Origin of the sequence: Streptomyces sp. NPDC088350 (assembly GCF_044753545.1) — a bacterium.
Classification (GTDB): domain Bacteria; phylum Actinomycetota; class Actinomycetes; order Streptomycetales; family Streptomycetaceae; genus Streptomyces.
Map to the genome: position 1 here is coordinate 1 of NZ_JBIVNL010000019.1, position 17,721 is coordinate 17,721.

Below are 17,721 nucleotides of genomic sequence, written 5' to 3' on the forward strand. Positions count from 1 at the left end.
GGGCCAGCAGACAGGCCAGCAGATTGCGCAGGCGCAGCCCCGGGCCCCGGTCGCGGAACGGCACCACCACCCGCACCCGGGGCGCGTCGCCGGGCCCGGGCCCGTCGCCCGGCGCCAGGGTGGCGAGCCGCTCGGGGCGGACGGTGGCCTGGAGAGTGCCGTCGTAGTGCCGGCCCAGCTGGTAGCCCAGGCGGGAGTTGGACTCCGCTTCCCAGCCCCGCGCGAAGAGGGTGTGAAGGACGGGGTCGCTTCCGTTACCGGCGAGTTCGACGAGCCGCGCGTGCAGTGAAAGGTGCAGGGCAGGGGCGGCGGGGCGCATCCGCAGCTCGCCGACCAGCTCGACGACGGTCTTGTCGCCGGTCCGTTCGACCGCCTCCAGCACCTTCTCTCGGTACGACAGTCCGCGTTCCCAGTAGAAGATGCTGGCCTCGCGGGCCTGCGGGTCGAAGTGCACGGCCAGCGTGGTGACGACGGCCGCGGCCAGGAGGTCCGGATCAGTGGGGGCCAGTGTTGTCACGGGTCGTCCTTCCATCGTCGGCCGGAGGAGGGCAGCGCTGCGGGCGCGGTGCTCATCGGTCCCACCACCGCGCGCCGCACGCCGTACGGCGCCTGGCGGCGGTGCCGCGTTCATAGGGCAGGCTGCCGTCGGGCATGTGCACCACCTCGACACACAGTCCGATTCCGGTACGGACATACACCCAGCGGTCGCCGGCGAGCGGCCCGTCCGGGATGGTCTCGGGGGCGCCGAGCACCGTGCAGCCCGGCTCTGCGGCCAGATACGCGGCCGCCGCGTCGACGTCGTCCACGTACAGCGCGAGGTGGTTGCCGCCCACGTCGCTGTTGCGCGGCCAGTCCCGGCGCGCGCCGGGGAAATGGTTCAGCTCGACGGTGTCGGTGGGGCCCATGCGCAGCGCCACCTGGTGCAGGGTGCCGCCCGGGGGCACGCCCAGGGCCTGCGCCAGGCCGGGGTCGGCGAGGTCGGCCCTCGTGCGGTAGAGGCGCTCGGCGCCCAGGACCCGGGAGAAGAAGTCCTCCGCCGCGTCGAGGTCCGCGACCGCGTACGCGAGGTGGTCGACGTTGCGGGCGCCGGGCAGCGCGGCGGCCGGACCGGAGCCGTCGTCGCGGTTGTGCCACCGGTCGCACGGGCCGAAGCGGCGCGCCGGGGTGTGCCGTTCGTACGGCAGGGCCGCGGGCACCGCGCGCAGTTCGAGGGGCATGCCCCACGGGGTGTTCACCCGCACCCACCGGGTTCCCGCCGCGGGGTGTCCCCGGGGCACGGTCCGTACGGGGCCGTAGGGGTGCCACGGTCCACGTTCCGCCAGCGCCGTCACGGCGGCGTCAACGTCGGTGACGTACAGGCCCAGGTGGCTGCTGCCCACGTCGTGCGGGCGGGGTGCATCGGCCCGGTGGTCGGGCGAACGGTAGGCGAAGAGCTCGACGTTGGTGGTCGGGCCGAGCCGGACCAGGGCAATCTCCGCGGCGGCCCGGGGGTGGACGTCGAGGTGCTCGCGCATCCAATCGTCGTCGTGGGCCAACTCGGGCAGCCGATAGACGAGTTCGCCGCCCAGGACGCGCACCGTGAAGTCGACCGCTTCGTCGAGGTCCGGCACGGTGAGGGCCATGTGGTCGACCCGGCGCGCGGTAGGCACACCCCGCGGGACGAGGGTCGGTACGGCGGTGTCGGGCGCGCCGCGTTTCGTCGTCACACGCTGCTCCTCGGGGTCGCGGGGGTGTGCGGGGTCGCCGCCCGCGGTGTCGGGAGGTGCCGGTCGATCAGCAGGCGGCTCCCCGCACGGACCGGCCGGGGCGCGAGCTTCGCGGTCGCCGGGTGCGTGGCGAGCAACGTGCTGGACAGGCAGGTGGAGGCGGGGCGGCTCGCGTAGGAGCCGTTCGCGCGCGGCTCCCCGACGACCAGGTCCGGTGGGGCGCCCAGTTCCTCGGCGATGACGGCCGCCCAGTCGGCCCGGGAGATCCGGTCCGGGCCGCCGAGGTGGAGCAGCGGCGGAGGGGGGTGGGGGGACCGGGTGAGCGCGGCGGTCACGTCGACGACGTCGTCGAGGAGCACGGGGGTGGTCCACTGGTCGACGGGGACCGTCACCGGCTCCCCGGCCCGCAGCCGGTGCGCACAGGCGGCGAAGAAGTTGAGCCACTTCGGGGTGTCGGCGGGCTCCCAGCCGTAGATGAGGCTGACCCTCAGCAGGGTGACCGCGGGCAGGTCGGCCAGGATCCGTTCGGCGGCGATCTTGGCCCTGCCGTAGGCGTTGGCGGGCCCGGTCGGGGCCGATTCGTCGGGCGGCGTTCCGGCGGTGCCGTCGAAGACGTTGTCGGTGGAGATGAACACGACGCGCCGCTCCCCCGCCGCCCGCACCACCTGCAGGGCGGCCTCGGCGTGGCCGTACAGCGCCGCGTCGGGGTGCTCCTCGCACCAGGTCGAGTCGGAGGGCCCGTGGACGAGGACGATGGTCTCCGCTCCGGTGTCCTCCAGCGCCCCGGCGAAGGCCCCGTCCTCGGTGATGTCGAGACGGATCCAGTCCGGTACGGCATCGCCGCCCGCGTGGGAGTCGTAGGAGAGGGGCGGGGTCCGTGAGGCGAGGACCACCTCGTCACCGGAGCCGGCGAGGTGCCGGGCGAGGGCGCGGCCCACGAAACCGCTGCCGACGACGAGGGTCTTCATGTGTTTCCCCCGCTCCCGGCCGCGGCGGGCAGTGTTCCGACCAGCATCCGTGCCATCCCCAGGAGACAGTGGTCGTCGTCCGGGACGCCCAGCGTGAGCATCGCGCGGGTCTCCTCCTCGCCGAGCCCGAAGCAGCCCAGCCTGGTCAGCTCGTCGCCGAGCAGGGTGATGAAGCGGGGTCCGACGGCCATGGCGAAGCCACCGATGAACAGGTAGCGCCGGACGCCTATCGCGGTGAAGATGCAGTTGACCGCCATGGCCAGCGGGAGCAGGCAGCCGCGCAGCACCCGGGTCGCGAACGCGTCGTCGACGCGGACGGCGCGAGCCAGGGCCTCGTTGGTGATGCCGTCCGGGGTGCCGTGCGCGGACCCGGCGAGCGCGGAACCGGCAAAGCCGTCGGGGTCGGCCGCGGCGGCCCGGCGGACGGCCGTCAGCACCCCGCGGCCGGAGGCGATGCCGCCGAGGTGGCCCCGTGCACCGCACTCGCAGCGCACGGCGTCCTCGCTGGGGTCGACGCGCCAGTGGCCGATCTCGCCACCGTGCCCGGAGTCCGAGATGAGCACCTCACCGTTGCGGAAGACCTTGTGCCCGATGCCGGAGCTGACGGTGATCAGGCAGAAGGGGTCGGGTTCGGCGCTCGCGTAACGCCAGGCGGCGGCGGTGATGTCGTTGGCCACGACGACCGGCCGGGCCAGACGCCGGTTCAGGATGTCCGCGATGGGCAGCGGGGCCGCGGGCCCGCCCCACAGGGTGGGTCCGGCCAGCACGGTGCCGTCCTTCGTCATCGGCCCCGCGAACGAGACCCCGACCGCGCTCGCCCCGGCCCCTTCGGGCTCCGCGAGGTAGCTCTCCAGCTCCTGGACGAGTTGCTCAACCACCCGGTCCTGCAACTCCTGGGCGGACAGCCCCCGGTGGCGGTCCAGCCCTTCGGTCGCCATCCGGCGGACCGCCTCAACCGAGTCCGCCCCTTCGGCGATCCGACCGATGCGCAAGGTCGTACCGCCAAGATCGGCGACGACGTACCGACGAGGAGCGCCCACTGCCGTGGCAGTCGTCGACATCGCGGTCATGAGGCGACACCGCCGAGGACACCGAGCGGATCGCGCTGCTGCACAGTGCCGTCCTCCAGGAGGACGGCAGCCTCCAGGCGGGCGCCCTCCGGGACCAGCGCCCCGGGCAGCAGCACGCACTCCCGCACGCTCGCCCCGGCCCCGACGGTGACCCCGGGATACACCACGCTGCGCTCCACCCGCCCGGCGTTGACCAGGTCGGCGGGGACGATGCTGGCGTGCACGGCGGCCTCACTCGCGACGTACCGGCGGGACACCGCGGGGCGCACGGTGAGCGGCAGGTCGGCCAGACCCATCGTCGGGGTGTCGCCCAGCAGGGCGAGGTGCGCCCGGTGGTAGCGGTCGACGGTGCCGATGTCCTCCCAGTAGCCGGCGACCTCGTACCCGCGGATCCGCTCGCCCGCGGCCAGCATGGCCGGGATGACGTCGCGGCTGATGTCGTGCTGCCAGTCCGTGCCGTCCAGCTGCTCCAGGTAGCGGCGCAGGGTCTCCGCGTCGAAGACGCAGAACGCGGCGAACACCAGGTCGCTGGTCGGCTCCGTGGGCTTCTCGACGAACCCTGACAGGTTCCCTGCCGGGTCGAACTCCACCATGCCGAACAGATGCACATAGCGGCGCTCGATGCGCTGGTACGACACGGTCAGTGCGGCCCGGTCGGCCCGGTGGCGGCGAATCATGTCGCCGTAGTCGAACCGGTAGACGTGGTCGGCGTGCAGCACCAGCACCTCAGTGGTGTCCGCGGTGAAGACGTGCTCGGCCTTGCTGATCAGCGCGTCGGCGGTACCGCGCTCGCTGGGCCAGGTGCGCTCAGGCAGTCGGTCGGGGATTCCGGCCGTGGCCTGGCGGTAGACCTCGTCGTACGGCCCGAAGTGCACCCGGAACTGGCGCGGGCTGCCGTTCCACACCGTGTGCAGATCGTCCATGAGCTGCCGCTCCTCATACTGCGACAGCAACAACGTCTCGCGGAATCCGGAGCGGCGGGCGTTGGCGAGACTGAAGTCGATCAGTCGGCTGCTGCCGCCGAAAGGGATCAGCGGCTTGAGCCGGCCACGGCCCAGCGGGCCCATACGGCGCCCTTCGCCACCGGCCAGCAGTACCGCCCGTACGCCGTCCATGTCAGGCTCCTCGGTTTCCGGAGGTGGCGGCCAGCGCGCCGGCCCCGCTGCCGCCCAGGTCCAGCAGCACGGCCAGGGCCGTGTCCAGTTCCGTACGGCTGACGTCGTTGACGAAGCAGGCCTGTCCGATCCCTAGGGGCAGCGGCAGCAGCTGCTTGCCGTCCCGGTGCTTCACGGTGTCGGCGAGCCCGTGCGCCATGAGGTCCGGGGTACAGACGGGGTGCCAGGTCGGCAGGTTGAGACCGTCCATGACACGCAGGATCCGCTCCAGGTCCGTGCGGTTGAGCAGCCCGCGCCGGTGTGCGAGGACGGCGCTGAACGCCATGTCGATACAGACGGCCTCGCCGTGCAGCAGCTCGGGCAGAGCCGCCATCTCGATCGCCGGAGAGAAGGAGTGCCCGAAGTCGACCAAGCGCTGCAACTCGTGTTCCCAGAGGTTGGGCTGGAGCTCCTCGAGCATGCTGTGGATGGCGCGGGCCATTACGTCCTCGGCCACGGTTCCGCCGTCGGCGGAGCCGGCGGCCTGCATCCGTTCCTCGACCAGGCGGGGGCCGTGTGCCTCCAAGTGATCGAAGAGCACCTCGTCCTTGACCATGGCCATCTTCAGGATCTCGGCGAGCCCGTTGCACAGGTGCCTAGGGCTGAGCGTGCCCAGGAACTCCCGGTCGTTGAGGGTGACGGCGGACGGGTGGTAGGTGCCCAGACGGTTCTTGTGCTGGCGGAAGTTGACCCCGGTCTTGGCACCGATCCCCGCATCCACCATGCCGATGAGGGTGGTGGGCACGCGCAGGTAGGGCGTCGAGCGGCGATACAGACTTGTGGCCAGGCCGACCATGTCGGTCAGGACACCGCCGCCGATGGCGACGACCGGCTCACGTCGGCGGGAGATTCCGAAGGCGTCCATCGCGGCGGCGATCTCGAAGACCGTCTCCATGCTCTTCACGGACTCGTACGCGTCGACGACGAATACCTCGTGTTCGACGGCCTGTTGGGTGAAGTAGTCACCGATCCTCGCGCAGTACAGCGCGTGCACGGCGGCGTCGACCACGACGAGACGCCGTCCGGGGCGCGCCTCTTCCTGGACGCCCGCAGTGGCCAGGATCGGGTTCGACGGGTCGAGCAGGCCCGGACTCAGTACGACTTCGTAGCTGACCGCCCTGCTCGTGCTGACCTGCCAGGTGTGGTGAGGCGTCCTGGCCACGGACATGCGGGGTCGTAACGCCTTCGACGTGGATGTCGATTCGGTCTGGACTGTCATGTCGTCAAGCCTTTCCTCGCATCAGGGCATGGCGATGTCAGCCCTCGATGCCGGTGGGGTGGCCCGGCCCACTCCTCGGCGAATGGCGGCCGGCATTGCACGGCGAACTCGGTGACGCGCCCGACGGAGCCTGAGGGCTATGCGTCGTCCGTGACCACGGGGGATCCCGAGGTCACCCGGCGCGTGAGGGGACGCCACCAGGACAGGGTGACGCTGTCGGCATCGAGGCACGCGGGCTGCGGCATCGACTTCTGCGCATCCCGGAATGCCGACATGGTGGCGCTGATGTCGTCCGACGTGACGGTGAACACTGCGAGATGGCTCGTGTCATCGAGAACGGGTGAACTGTCGCTCTCCACAAGGGAGTAGCGCTCGGCCGCGACGAAGTCCGGGACTTGGAGCACCTCGTCGAGATGGAATTCGTTGTACCAGCGGTGATACTCGACTTCCATGCCCGGTGCGGGCCGTGTATGGACAGCGAGGAAATATCTGACCATTCTGCCTTTCCCTGGGAAATAGCGGACTTGATGTTCGACCCGTCGGCCGCGACCCTCCGCACTGCGAGTGGAGGGCGAATGGGGACCGGACAGTAATCAGGGGCCACGAGACGGTGAGCGGAAACGCTCGATCTTGGGCGTGATCGATTCAAGACGAAACAACAATGAACAGTCAAGAGCGGATGCGTCATATTTCAGTCAGGCAACTCCGTCACATCAGCAACATGCACCACACACACCACTTGCATTTAGCGACATCGCGGTACAGATGAAAGGTGCCTCGTTCACGGAAGTTGGCCGACATGTTCCCCCAGGAGCCTTGAGGGGCGGACAAAGACACCGGTCTGCTTCTGCGAACCCGGCAGGATGCGGGGGCGCGACCACGGTGCCGTCGGAATACGACCGCCGACGACGGAGGGCACCCTGCGGCGGCATCAGGAGCAGGGCGTCCAACCGCCGCGCCCAACGCATGGAATCCGGGTGTCACATCTGAAAACGCCGCGTTCGCAGCACGGACTCCAGACCAACTGATCGAACGTGATTGACAATTACTCGAAGCTGCCCGCATGCTGGTGATTGGTGTGGGAACTCGTTCGTTTCTGTGCTTGCGTTCATCAAAGACCGCACGTCGCTCCATTGCGAGTCCGCCTGCACCGAGCTGACCGTGTCATAACTCCGGTCACTGATCCTCACTCACCTCTTCCAGATCTCCTCTTGATCTTTTCTTGCGCACCGTCACACGCCAACACGCGATGTCGCTCACAACGATTCGAGGGATAGGCATGTCTATGACCAAGTACAAGGGAGATACAGCCAAGCTGCGTCTGGCGGTCATCGGGTCCGGAAACATGGCCCGGCGATTCCTCAAGCAGTTACCGGACAGTGAACGGTGCGAGCTGCGCGCGATCGGTGACCGCGATCCAGCGTCGGCCCGGTTGCTGGCGGACGAGGTCACCCACCTCTACGAGGGCGAGCTGATCTGCGGCACCGAGATCGAGGTCATCACCTCCGACCAGGTGGACGCGGTCTACATCGCGACCGTCCACACCACGCACGCCGAGATCTCCCTGCGCGCGATCGCCGCCGGCAAACACGTCCTGTGCGAGAAACCACTGACCGTCAACCACGCCCAGGCGATGGCCGCCGTGGACGCGGCGCAGCACTCCGGAGTCCGCCTGGTCGAGGCCATGATGTTCCGCTTCCATCCGCAGATGGCCGCCGTCCGTGAACTCGTCCGCGGCGGTGCGATCGGGGACGTACGCCATATCGACGCGGGCTTCTCCTTCCTGGTGCCCACCGAACGCCACGAGCCCACCATCGTCACCCCCGACCTGGTCATCCCGGACGCAGGCGGGCACGAGGGGCGACTGTTCGACCCGAACCTCGCCGGTGGCGGCATCCTGGACGTCGGCTGCTATCCGGTGTCGATGGCACGGGCGATCGCGGGTGCCGCCGCGGGGGTCGAGTACCTGGAGCCGGTGGAGCTGACCGGCGACGGGACTCTCAGCGACGACGGCGTCGACCAGTGGGCCACCGCCCAACTGCGGTTCGGCAACGGCGTGACAGCGTCCCTGCGGACCGGCGTGTGGATGGTCGACAACAACACGGTGCAGATCGTCGGGTCGAGGGGCACGATCGAGATGCTCGACCCGTGGGCGCTGTCCGTGAGCCCCCGGGTCGTCGTCCGCCGCCTCGGGCACGTGCCGGAAGAGCAGGCGTTCCCGGCGTCGGGCGCGTACGCCCTCCAGATGGACGCCTTCGCCGCGAGCATCGCCGGACCGGAGCCGGAGGCGATCAGCAACGCCGACTCCCTGGGCAACGCCGCGGCCCTGGACCGCTGGCGTGAGGCGATCGGGGTTCGCTACCCGTTCGAACGGGACGATGCGGCGATCGGCACGATCTCCGCGCTGCCGCTGCGCGTCCCCGCACCTGGCGAGAGCAACGGCACGGGCGAGGGCGGACGTACAACCGCCCGGATAGAGGGCCTGGAGAAACCGGTCGCGCGGATCGTCATGGGCTGCGACCACCAGCCCGATCTCCGCACCGCCTCCGCACTGTTCGATCACTACGTCACGCTCGGCGGCAACGTCTTCGACACCGCCCACTTCTACCTCGGCGGCCAGGCCGAAAGGCAACTGGGCAGGTGGATCGCCAACCGCGGCATCCGCGACGACGTGGTGGTGATCGGCAAGGGCGCCCACACCCCGGACTGCAACCCGGAGGCGCTGACCCGGCAGCTGCACGAGTCGTTGGACCGCCAGGGCACCGACCACCTCGACATCTACATGCTGCACCGTGACAACGAGGACATCCCCGCCGGAGAGTTCGTCGACGTCCTCGACCAGCACGCCGACGCCGGACTCATACGGGTCTTCGGCGGCTCGAACTGGTCGGTGCAACGGGTGGCGGAGGCGAATGCCTGGGCACGGGCCAACGGGAAACGCGGCTTCTCGGTGCTCAGCAACTACTTCGGTCTGGCCGAGCCGTCCGAACTGCCCTGGCCCGGCTGCCTGGGCGCCTGTGACGAGGAGTCGCGGAGCTGGCTGACGGAACAGCAGCTGCCCTTGTTCGCCTGGTCGGCCCGGTCCCGCAATTTCTTCGCCCGTGCCGACCCGTCGGACCGCTCGGACGAACTCCTCGTGCGCTGCTTCTACGGTCCTGAGAACTTCGAGCGCAAACGGCGGGCCGAGAAGCTCGCCCAGGACCATGGTGTCTCGCCCTCCGCGATCGCGATGGCGTATGTCCTGCACCAGCCCTTCCCGACGTTCGCCATGTACGGCCCGAAGACGCTCGCGGAGTCCCGCGACGGTTTCCGAGCCGTCGAGGTCGACCTCACCCCCGAGCAGGTCGCATGGCTGCACGGCGACAAGCCGTGACCGGCGCCGTACCGGGGGCCGGCACGCCGTGACGACAACACCGGCGCTGTCCGTCACCACCGTGGGCGGACCCTTCGTCCCCTCCGGCCTCGGCCGCCGCGAACCACGCGGTGGCGACGTGCAGGTCGAGATCACCTTCACCGGGATCTGCCACATCGATCCGCACCGGGTCGACACGGGTGAACGACCGCGTTGACGTGGGCGTGATCGTCAACTCCTGCGGCGGCTGCGGACCGTGTCACGACGGCACGGAGCAGTTCCGCGCCGAGGGGGTCGTGGCGAGGTACAACTCCCTTGACCACGACAGCTCATCGAACTGGCCGGCGCCGCACCGCTGGGTGCGCGCCGGGATCACGGTGTACTCGCCGATTCGCCGCTGGGGTCCGGTCAAGGACAAGAGCGTCGCCGTCAACGGAGTGAGCGGGCTCGGGCATCTCGCGGTGCGGATGGCGGCGGCAACGGGCGGCGAGGTTACCGCCGTCAGCCGGAGCATCGGCAGACACGCGACCGCCCGACGACCGGGGGCACTCACGTCCTGGCGTCCGAGGGTGCGGCCGGTCCCGGCGGTGCCCGCAGCCGCTTCGACCTGATCCTCAACACCGTCTCGGCCCCTCTCGCGATGCCCAGGTGGAGGTCGGGGACGCGGGGGAAGTCGACGCCGCCTACCGCCGGCTGCGCGAGAGAGACGTGCGCTACCTCTTCGTCATCGATGCCACGACCATCGGCAAGTGAGAGAAAGGGCAGGTCAGATGCCTTCAGAGCGGATATTCCAGAAGTTCCCGGACGGTTTCCGGTGGGGCGTGTCGACGGCGTCGTACCAGATAGAAGGCGCGGTCCACGAGGGCGGACGTGGGCAGTCGATATGGGACGTCTTCTCCCATGCCCCGGGAGCCATCGCTCGCGGCGACCACGGCGACGTCGCGTGCGATCACTACCACCGGTTCCGTGAGGATGTAGCGCTGGTGCGCGACCTCGGGGTGGGAAGCTACCGGTTCTCGGTGGCGTGGCCCAGGATCCAGCCGGAGGGCCACGGCCCGGCGAACCAGCGGGGACTGGACTTCTACCGTCGGCTGGCCGACGAACTCCTCGACGCAGGAGTGGAACCGTGGCTGACCCTCTACCACTGGGACCTCCCCCAGCACCTGGAGGATCGCGGCGGCTGGCGCACCCGGGACACCGCCGAGCGGTTCGCCGACTACGCCGCGCTGGTGCACGACGCGCTGAGCGACCGGGTCACCTGGTGGTCGACGCTCAACGAGCCCTACTGCGTCGCGTTCCTCGGCATGGCCACGGGCGAGCACGCCCCCGGCGCCCGGGAGGGGCACGGCGCGCTGGCCGCCGCGCACCATCTGATGGTCGGCCACGGTCTTGCCGTACAGGCCATGAGGGCACAGCGGCGCGGGGAGGAGAGGTTCGGCATCACCCTCAACATGAGCGAGGCCCGGCCCGCTTCGGCGGACCCGGCCGACCGGGCCGCCGCCGAACGCCTCGACCTGATGCACAACCAGGTGTTCACCGACCCGATCCTGGGCGGTACCTGGCCATCGCTGGAAGACGAAGTGTGGTCGGACATCACCGACTTCGGCTTCCGCAAGCCCGACGACCTCGCTCTCATCCAACAGCCCCTGGACTTCCTCGGTCTGAACGCCTACTGCCCCACCTACGCCAAGTTCGCGCCCACCGCCGACCCGGACCCGCGATTCCGCACGGCGGCCGACATCGACGTCGTGTCCGCGGCGCCCGCGGACCTCCCGCGCACCGCGATGGGCTGGCCGGTCGACCCCTCCGTGCTCACCCAGTTGCTCCGCCGGCTACAGAAGGACTACCGCGACCTGCCCCCGGTCTACATCACCGAGAACGGCGCCGCCTACCGCGACATACCCGACGCAACGGGCGCGGTGTCCGACCCCGAGCGCATCGCGTTCATCGAGACCCACCTCGGAGCACTCCAGGAGGCCATGGCCGAAGGCATCGACGTCCAGGGCTACTTCTGCTGGTCCCTCTTGGACAACTTCGAATGGGCCTACGGCTACGCAAAGCGCTTCGGCCTCGTCTACGTCGACTACGACGACGATCTGCGCCGCATCCCGAAGTCCAGCTACCACTGGTATCGAGAGCTCATCCGCGCGCAGGACGGAAGCTAGTCGCGCCAACAGAGCGACACCGAGATCGGCTTCCACCGCACCCCGAGCAATGCTCAGGACCTGTGGATCGGTTCCGGGAGGGCAAGCCCAAGGCGTACCTTCCCGCATGATCCTGTGATGGTCACCGAGCAGGCCCGCGTTCGCAGCGCGGGGTGGGACGGCACGCCCCGTGCTCAGCGTGGTCACCGACGACGGTTCCACCCGGTCCGGCTCCCTGATCGACGAGATCGTCCGCGAAGGCGCCCGCCGTATGCTGGTCGCCGCCTGGCGGTACGCAACGGGCACCACCGGCCCCGGACCGTGGTCACCGCGGCTGGACCGGTCGGGGTCAGGGCCCCGCGCGTGAACGACCGGCGCGTCGACGACACCAGCGGCGAGCGCGAGCGGTTCTCCTCGAAGATCTTGCCGCCCTGGTGCCGCAAGTCCCCGAAGGTCTCCGAGGTGCTGCCCCTGCTGTACTGGCACAGTCTGTCCTCCGGCGACTTCGTGCCCTCGCTGGAGCAGTTCCTCGGCGGTACGGCCGGCCCGTCACCTGCCACGGTGACCCGGTTGACCAGACAGTGGCAGGACGACCACGCCGCCTTCCAGGACCGCGACCTGTCGCAGAGCGACTACGTCTACGTGTGGGCCGACGGCGTCCACCCCAAGGTCCGGCTCGGCCAGACCCACTCCTGTGTCCTGGTTCTGCTCGGCGTCCGCCCGGACGGCACCAAGGAGCTCGTCGCCCTGGCCGAGGGACTGCGCGTCCACCGAGTCGTGGGCCGACCTGCTGCGCGACTGCCGCCGCGGCATGCGCGCCCCGAGCTGGTTGTCGGCGACGGCGGGGTCCAAAGGCCCGCAACGTCACGAGCGCCCTGCCGAAGTCTGCGCAGCTGGGCGCGACGAAGGCGATGCAGGAGATCTACAACGCCGAGGAACTGCTCGCGTTCTACGACTTCCCCGCCGAGCACTGGATCCACCTGAGAACCACCAACCCCATTGAGTGGCGGGCGATCACCGGAGCACACCTGGTGCCCCTGGTCCGAGCTGGTGCCAGGTTTGAGAACGGGGTCCTGGCCGAGCGTCAGGAGCAAGCCGCCTGAGCGGGAGGACGGGGTCCAGAATCTGTCGTGTCTCCCCTCATCGCGAGTGAGCTGACAACCCGCTCGGGTGGTCGAGGTAGATCGCTGCATCACGCTGGAATGGCCGTGGGGAACGATCGACAACTCCTCTCACTTCCGGTGGAACACAGCACTGGATGAAAGAGGCTCACTCACCGGATGCCCGAGTAACGCCCTTCAAAGGAGCTACGCCCAATGCCCTTTCAATGGGGATGAGAGTGTCATTATCCCACCCCTCGGGCAGGTCACCCAAACATGCCGGCCGAAAGGCCAAGATCGGATCAGTGACATCAATGCGGCCAAAATTTCCTTCAATATGATCAAGCAGTTTTGTGGCCTCGTTCCGAATCCAAGGGCCATTTTCTCGCCAAGCGCCACTTGTGTGGTTCACGACACGCCGTCGGAGATCTTCAAGAATTCCCGCGCGCCATTTGAAATGATGCACGGGAACAATAGGCCGATTGGTCGGCGCCTCGTCCAGGCATCGATGACTTCCCAAACTGAGCCTGGCCGAAGAATGGGCAGCAACCACCTTTCCTGGATTTCCACCGAGCAGCCTGGCGGTGAGGAACCCGCCTAGCGGAAACGCCTTGTCCAAACCCGCCCCCAAGGACCACGGACCAAGGCTGCCGTCGCGGGCAACGCGGTCAAACAGAATGCCACCCACTATGGCACTGTTCTGCTCTTCGGCACCGTCGATAATTTCATCCAGCGGAGCCGGGTAATCGTGAAACTCGTCAATATCCGCAATCACATGCCAACCAACACCGGCCCGAACCCGCAGATGATCCCGCAACTCACTGTGCACCGTCTCGTGCCACGGGCCTTGGCTTATAATAACCGGCGGCCCCACCAGCTCTTCACAAGTCCGCAAAAGCCGGTCCCGAACCTCCGATGAAGCCTGATCGGTGAAATGGAATCCGAGGAAGAACTCCCTTATTCCATGACCTCGATAATGATCAATAAAGGCTCTGAGCAAATCAGGTTCGACCGGACCTATTACGGAGACCAGCGACGGCATATCCGCCTCCTAGCGATATCTGAACTGCTTGAATGAGGATGATTTAAGTGGCGTAGTAAGCCAGGTATCGATTTCAGCCGGATCGGCTTGGCGATGCGTGCTACCACCCGGTTCGGATGCCGGTGGCGATCGGGGCTGCCCGGGTCTGGCAACAGGCCGGCCTTTCTCACCCGTGCCGGCCGCGCATGATCTCGGCCTGCCGGAACTCATGCCCTTCACGCCACCTCGTACGCCATGGCCTGGACCTTGTACAGATCGGCATATCGGCCGCCCTCGATTTCGACGAGCTCGTCATGCCGCCCCGCTTCGATCAGCCGTCCGTTGTCCAGCACAAGGATGAGATCCGCGCCCGTCACCGCAGAGAAGCGGTGCGAGACAATGACTGTGATCGCGCCGGTCCGGGCGCCCAGCGCGCGGGCGCGGGACATGTGCCGCTTGAGGATCTCCTTTTCACTGGCGGCATCGAGGGACGCAGTAGGTTCATCCAGGAGGAACAACAGCGGGTCCTGCCGCATCAGAGATCTGGCCAGTGCGGTCTTCTGCCACTGCCCCTCTGACAGGTCAACGCCGCCATTGGCAGTGCCAAGCTCGGTGTCCAGACCTTGCGGGAGCCGGGCAACCAGCACGTCGGCATTCGCCTCGTGCACGGCTCGTTCGATCTCCGGGCGGTCGTGCACGTGCGGGAGGTCGCCCATACCGACGTTGGCGGCGAATGTCGTTTCGAAGCGGCCGAAGTCCTGGAACACAGCGGCCGAGCGAGCGCGCCAGCCGTGGGTCTCCAGATCGGCAAGATCGATCCCGTCTACTGAAATCGTGCCCTCACTCGGCTGGTAGAACTTGCCGAGCAGTTTGACGAGGGTGGTCTTACCCGAGCCGTACTCACCGACGACGGCCACCACCGCGCCCGGCGGAATATGCAGGCTGATGCCTTCCAGTGCCATGCGATCAGTGCCCGGGTACATGTAGCCGACACCGTCGAACACGATGCCTTCAGTCAAGGCCCGCGGTGTCTCTTCGCTCCCCTTCGATCGCGCCCGATCCATGGCGACGTAATCCTGGAACCAAAGGTATGGCTCGATCAGGCTGCGGGACGACGCCGCCTCAACGGATTGCCGACCCGTTTCGTGCAGCGCCTGCCGCAAGCTGGTGGCCACGGTGATCGTCAGCACGATGTCGCCGATGCTGCCGTGGCCACGGGACGCGCGATAGACGATCAGGCCGATCGCAACGGCGAAGCCGACGGTGAACAGCGCCCAACCTACGATCTTCCACGCAGCGGCGTTCACTCGCGCGCGGTATCGACGTGTGACCGCCTCGTCCCAAGCGGCACGCTGACGACGGGCCAGTTCGGCTCCCACACCCGAGATGCGGATCTCCTTGCCCCCGGACGCCTCCGTGCCCAGTTCGAACAGATGGCGTTGCAGCCGGAACTGTTCACCCGTCTCGGTCTCCGCGTCCACCACTGCCTGCTTACCGCGCTGCTCGAACCACGGCGGCACTGCCGCGAAAGCCACCAGAGACAACAGCCATGGGCTGACCGACCCGAGAAGCGTCATCATCACGACCAACTGCACCACGGCGAAGGCCACGCGCACGGCGGTCCACAGGCTCTGCACCAGGCCCCAGCCGGAGCCCCGCACGATTTCCATCCGGTCGAGGAATTCGGGGTTCTCCAGATGCTCGATACCCTCAAGGGCGGCGATCTCCAGGTGGGTCCGTCGGTAGAGCTCGGTCATGGCGACCTTCTCCACCACCAGGACCGTCGAGCCGCCCAGGATGCCCTGGAGAACAACGCTGAGGGTGCCGGCCAACGCGGCGGTGCAGGCCGCGAAGACTGCGCCGTGGGCGTCGCCGCGTAGCGATGCGTCCACCGTGTCGCGCATCTCAAGGGCCGCGACGGCCGCGGCGGTGATCGCGGCAGCCGAGCCGCCGAACATGAGAGACACCCGGCCGGGGACAAGCCGCCAGGACATGGCCAGCAGGTCGACCCACAACGTGAGATATCGCTGCCGGCTCATATCAGTTCTCCCTCTTCGAGGGCGTCTTCATAGCCTGAGTTGAACCTGCTGGCCTGGACAACGAACATCTCCGCGTACTTGCCACCAAGTGCCAGCAGTTCCTCGTGCGTGCCGGACTCGGTGATCCGGCCGCCGTCGAGCATGATGATCCGGTCTGCCTGACGCACCGTCGAAAGGCGATGCGAGATCAGCACGACACTCGCCTCTCCCTTGCGCTGCCCGAGCCGGTCGAACACGTCGAACTCGGTGCGAACGTCCAGGTGCGCGGTCGGCTCGTCCAGGACAAGGATCTTTGCTCCCTGTCGCACAGCGTAGAACGCTCTCGCAAGCACGACCTGCTGCCATTGGCCACCCGACAGATCCACTCCACCGGTACGGGTACGGGCCAGCGGTGTATCCCAACCCTGTGGCAGTTGACTGATGAGCCCATCGAGGCCGGCGTCCCTCGCGGCAGCCTCGACGACCGCCTGGTCGAACGGCACCGATGCGTACCCCAACGCCACATTGTCGGCGATGCTGAATTCGTACTTGACGAAGTCCTGGAACATCACCGAGATCTGTTCGCGCCACGGCCCGGGACCGAGATCCCAGATGTCCACGCCATCCGCCGTGATCCGCCCGCCGGTCGGCTCATACAAGCCGGCCAAGAGTTTGATCAGCGTGGACTTCCCGGCTCCGTTCAATCCCACGATCGCGAGCAGCTCCCCCGGCTTGATCTCCAGGTCCAGGCCGTCGGTGACGACGCGATCCGTTCCGGGATACTGGAAGCGGACTTCCTCGAAGCGGATCAACGGCGGCACATCGCGCTGAGCGAGCCGGACTCGCCCCGAACCTCGCTCCGGCGCCAGCCGTTGCCGCAGTTCCTCACTCGCGGCCAGACATTCCCCAGCATTGATCGCGGTCAGCACGAAGTCATTCCAGCCCAAGGACAGGAAGATCGACCAGGATGCGGCCATGACCGCCGCCGCGACGGCCACGGAATTGTGCCCGGTGGCAGCGCCGTTCGCGACAAGACCGAAGACCAGCGTCATCGGCACGCCGACGGTGAGCAACGCGACGATGTCGTACCAGAAGTTGCTGAACGTCTTCCAGATCGGAGCATACGCGGTCTGCAGGTGCTGCGCGCACTGGTCGACAATCCAGTCCGCCGCCCCATAGACGCGGATGTCCTTGCCCTCTCCCGGGAGTGTCACCGTACGTTCAAGCCTTGTGGACCGCACCATGTGCGGTACTTGCGCACGCCACTTGCAGACGAATTTCACGTAGTCCCGCGTCATGTACTGCCAGCGGAGCACGGCGGGCACGAGCAGTACGGGGACGAGCCACCAGGCGTATTGGCACACGACAGCGCAGGACGCGGCGACGCCGAGAAACATGGTGCCCATCCGGATGAGCGCCACGGCTCCCTCACCGGGTTTGCGCTCCGTCCAGCTCGCCGGGTCAGCCTTCGCCAAGCGGATGAGGCGCTGAGTGCGCTTGTCTTCCAGTTGGCCGATCGTAGGGCTCGACACGGCGCGCACAATGATCTTTTCGCGGTGCGCTCCGTCGATCCTGGACTCGAACAGGAAGATCAGGGGTTCGGCGAGGGCTTCGATCGCGTGCCCGAGTCCCAACAACAGCGCAAACACTGCCAGAGGGGCGATCGCCGAGCCGAAGAGACCTTCCCTATGCGCATACTGCACGTGCCCCAGGAGAACGGCGGTGGCCTGCGCGAGAGCGGCCGGGACAAGACTCTGCAGCAGTGTCAGGGTAATGACGACGGAAGCCAGCCTCCCCCCGCCGTCCCGCATCGCACGCAGCAGTCTTTGCATACACAGGAATGTCAATATGCTTCCTAAAGACAGCCTCAACGGCTTCCGTCACGGCGTATGCAGCGTGGATCTCTGCCATTCGAGGTCCCGCGCCTGCCGCGGTTTTGGTCGCAGATATCGCACCCTCCCCTGCCGCA

The 17,721-nt window shown here is 67.9% G+C and carries 13 protein-coding genes and 2 pseudogenes; 5 read left to right on the forward strand and 10 right to left on the reverse strand.

The features are described 5' to 3' along the window. From ACIQBL_RS44175 to ACIQBL_RS44205, 7 genes and pseudogenes are all read right to left on the reverse strand, one after another. Nucleotides 1-517: pseudogene (locus tag ACIQBL_RS44175) on the reverse strand (hypothetical protein); the annotation flags it as partial. 52 nt (nucleotides 518-569) lie between these two features. Then, nucleotides 570-1,706, reverse strand: coding sequence for a VOC family protein (locus ACIQBL_RS44180; RefSeq protein WP_401953615.1), 1,137 nt, complete (start codon nucleotides 1,704-1,706; stop codon nucleotides 570-572). Beyond that, nucleotides 1,703-2,674 (reverse strand): SDR family oxidoreductase, encoded by a 972-nt coding sequence (locus tag ACIQBL_RS44185; protein WP_401953618.1) that lies wholly within the window; start codon nucleotides 2,672-2,674, stop codon nucleotides 1,703-1,705. The genes ACIQBL_RS44180 and ACIQBL_RS44185 overlap by 4 nt, the downstream gene beginning before the upstream one ends. Beyond that, nucleotides 2,671-3,735, reverse strand: a complete 1,065-nt coding sequence (locus ACIQBL_RS44190) for an ROK family protein (RefSeq protein WP_401953621.1) — start codon at nucleotides 3,733-3,735, stop codon at nucleotides 2,671-2,673. The genes ACIQBL_RS44185 and ACIQBL_RS44190 overlap by 4 nt, the downstream gene beginning before the upstream one ends. A 5-nt stretch (nucleotides 3,736-3,740) precedes the next feature. Further along, the gene (locus ACIQBL_RS44195; RefSeq protein WP_401953624.1) at nucleotides 3,741-4,859 is read right to left on the reverse strand and encodes a sugar phosphate nucleotidyltransferase; all 1,119 of its coding nucleotides are present in this window, start codon (nucleotides 4,857-4,859) and stop codon (nucleotides 3,741-3,743) included. 1 nt (nucleotide 4,860) lies between these two features. Then, entirely contained in the window at nucleotides 4,861-6,117 is a 1,257-nt protein-coding gene (locus tag ACIQBL_RS44200; RefSeq protein WP_401953627.1) for a sedoheptulose 7-phosphate cyclase, read from the reverse strand. A gap of 137 nt (nucleotides 6,118-6,254) precedes the next feature. Continuing rightward, complete coding sequence (locus ACIQBL_RS44205) at nucleotides 6,255-6,569, reverse strand: hypothetical protein (protein ID WP_401953630.1); 315 nt, start codon at nucleotides 6,567-6,569, stop codon at nucleotides 6,255-6,257. Between the two features lie 827 nt (nucleotides 6,570-7,396). Between ACIQBL_RS44205 and ACIQBL_RS44210 the strand changes: the two genes are divergently transcribed. The 5 genes and pseudogenes from ACIQBL_RS44210 to ACIQBL_RS44230 all read left to right on the forward strand — a co-directional run bounded on the left by ACIQBL_RS44210 (nucleotide 7,397) and on the right by ACIQBL_RS44230 (nucleotide 12,716). Then, nucleotides 7,397-9,490 carry an aldo/keto reductase gene (locus ACIQBL_RS44210; RefSeq protein ID WP_401953633.1) on the forward strand — a complete coding sequence of 698 codons (2,094 nt, stop codon included), beginning with the start codon at nucleotides 7,397-7,399 and terminating at the stop codon, nucleotides 9,488-9,490. A 28-nt stretch (nucleotides 9,491-9,518) separates the two neighbouring features. Then, the gene (locus tag ACIQBL_RS44215) at nucleotides 9,519-9,686 is read left to right on the forward strand and encodes a hypothetical protein (protein WP_401953636.1); all 168 of its coding nucleotides are present in this window, start codon (nucleotides 9,519-9,521) and stop codon (nucleotides 9,684-9,686) included. Beyond that, the gene (locus ACIQBL_RS44220) at nucleotides 9,670-10,080 is read left to right on the forward strand and encodes a hypothetical protein (protein ID WP_401953638.1); all 411 of its coding nucleotides are present in this window, start codon (nucleotides 9,670-9,672) and stop codon (nucleotides 10,078-10,080) included. Before ACIQBL_RS44215 ends, ACIQBL_RS44220 begins: the two co-directional genes overlap by 17 nt. A gap of 159 nt (nucleotides 10,081-10,239) precedes the next feature. Continuing rightward, nucleotides 10,240-11,634, forward strand: a complete 1,395-nt coding sequence (locus ACIQBL_RS44225) for a GH1 family beta-glucosidase (protein WP_401953641.1) — start codon at nucleotides 10,240-10,242, stop codon at nucleotides 11,632-11,634. 169 nt (nucleotides 11,635-11,803) lie between these two features. Beyond that, nucleotides 11,804-12,716, forward strand: a pseudogene (locus tag ACIQBL_RS44230) (transposase). Nucleotides 12,717-12,882: 166 nt separating this feature from the next. Here ACIQBL_RS44230 and ACIQBL_RS44235 read toward each other — a convergent pair. From ACIQBL_RS44235 to ACIQBL_RS44245, 3 genes are all read right to left on the reverse strand, one after another. Next, nucleotides 12,883-13,755, reverse strand: coding sequence for a hypothetical protein (locus ACIQBL_RS44235; RefSeq protein ID WP_401953644.1), 873 nt, complete (start codon nucleotides 13,753-13,755; stop codon nucleotides 12,883-12,885). Nucleotides 13,756-13,970: 215 nt separating this feature from the next. Continuing rightward, the gene (locus ACIQBL_RS44240; protein WP_401953647.1) at nucleotides 13,971-15,773 is read right to left on the reverse strand and encodes an ABC transporter ATP-binding protein; all 1,803 of its coding nucleotides are present in this window, start codon (nucleotides 15,771-15,773) and stop codon (nucleotides 13,971-13,973) included. Further along, complete coding sequence (locus tag ACIQBL_RS44245) at nucleotides 15,770-17,584, reverse strand: ABC transporter ATP-binding protein (protein ID WP_401953650.1); 1,815 nt, start codon at nucleotides 17,582-17,584, stop codon at nucleotides 15,770-15,772. Before ACIQBL_RS44245 ends, ACIQBL_RS44240 begins: the two co-directional genes overlap by 4 nt. Between the last annotated feature and the right edge of the window lie 137 nt (nucleotides 17,585-17,721).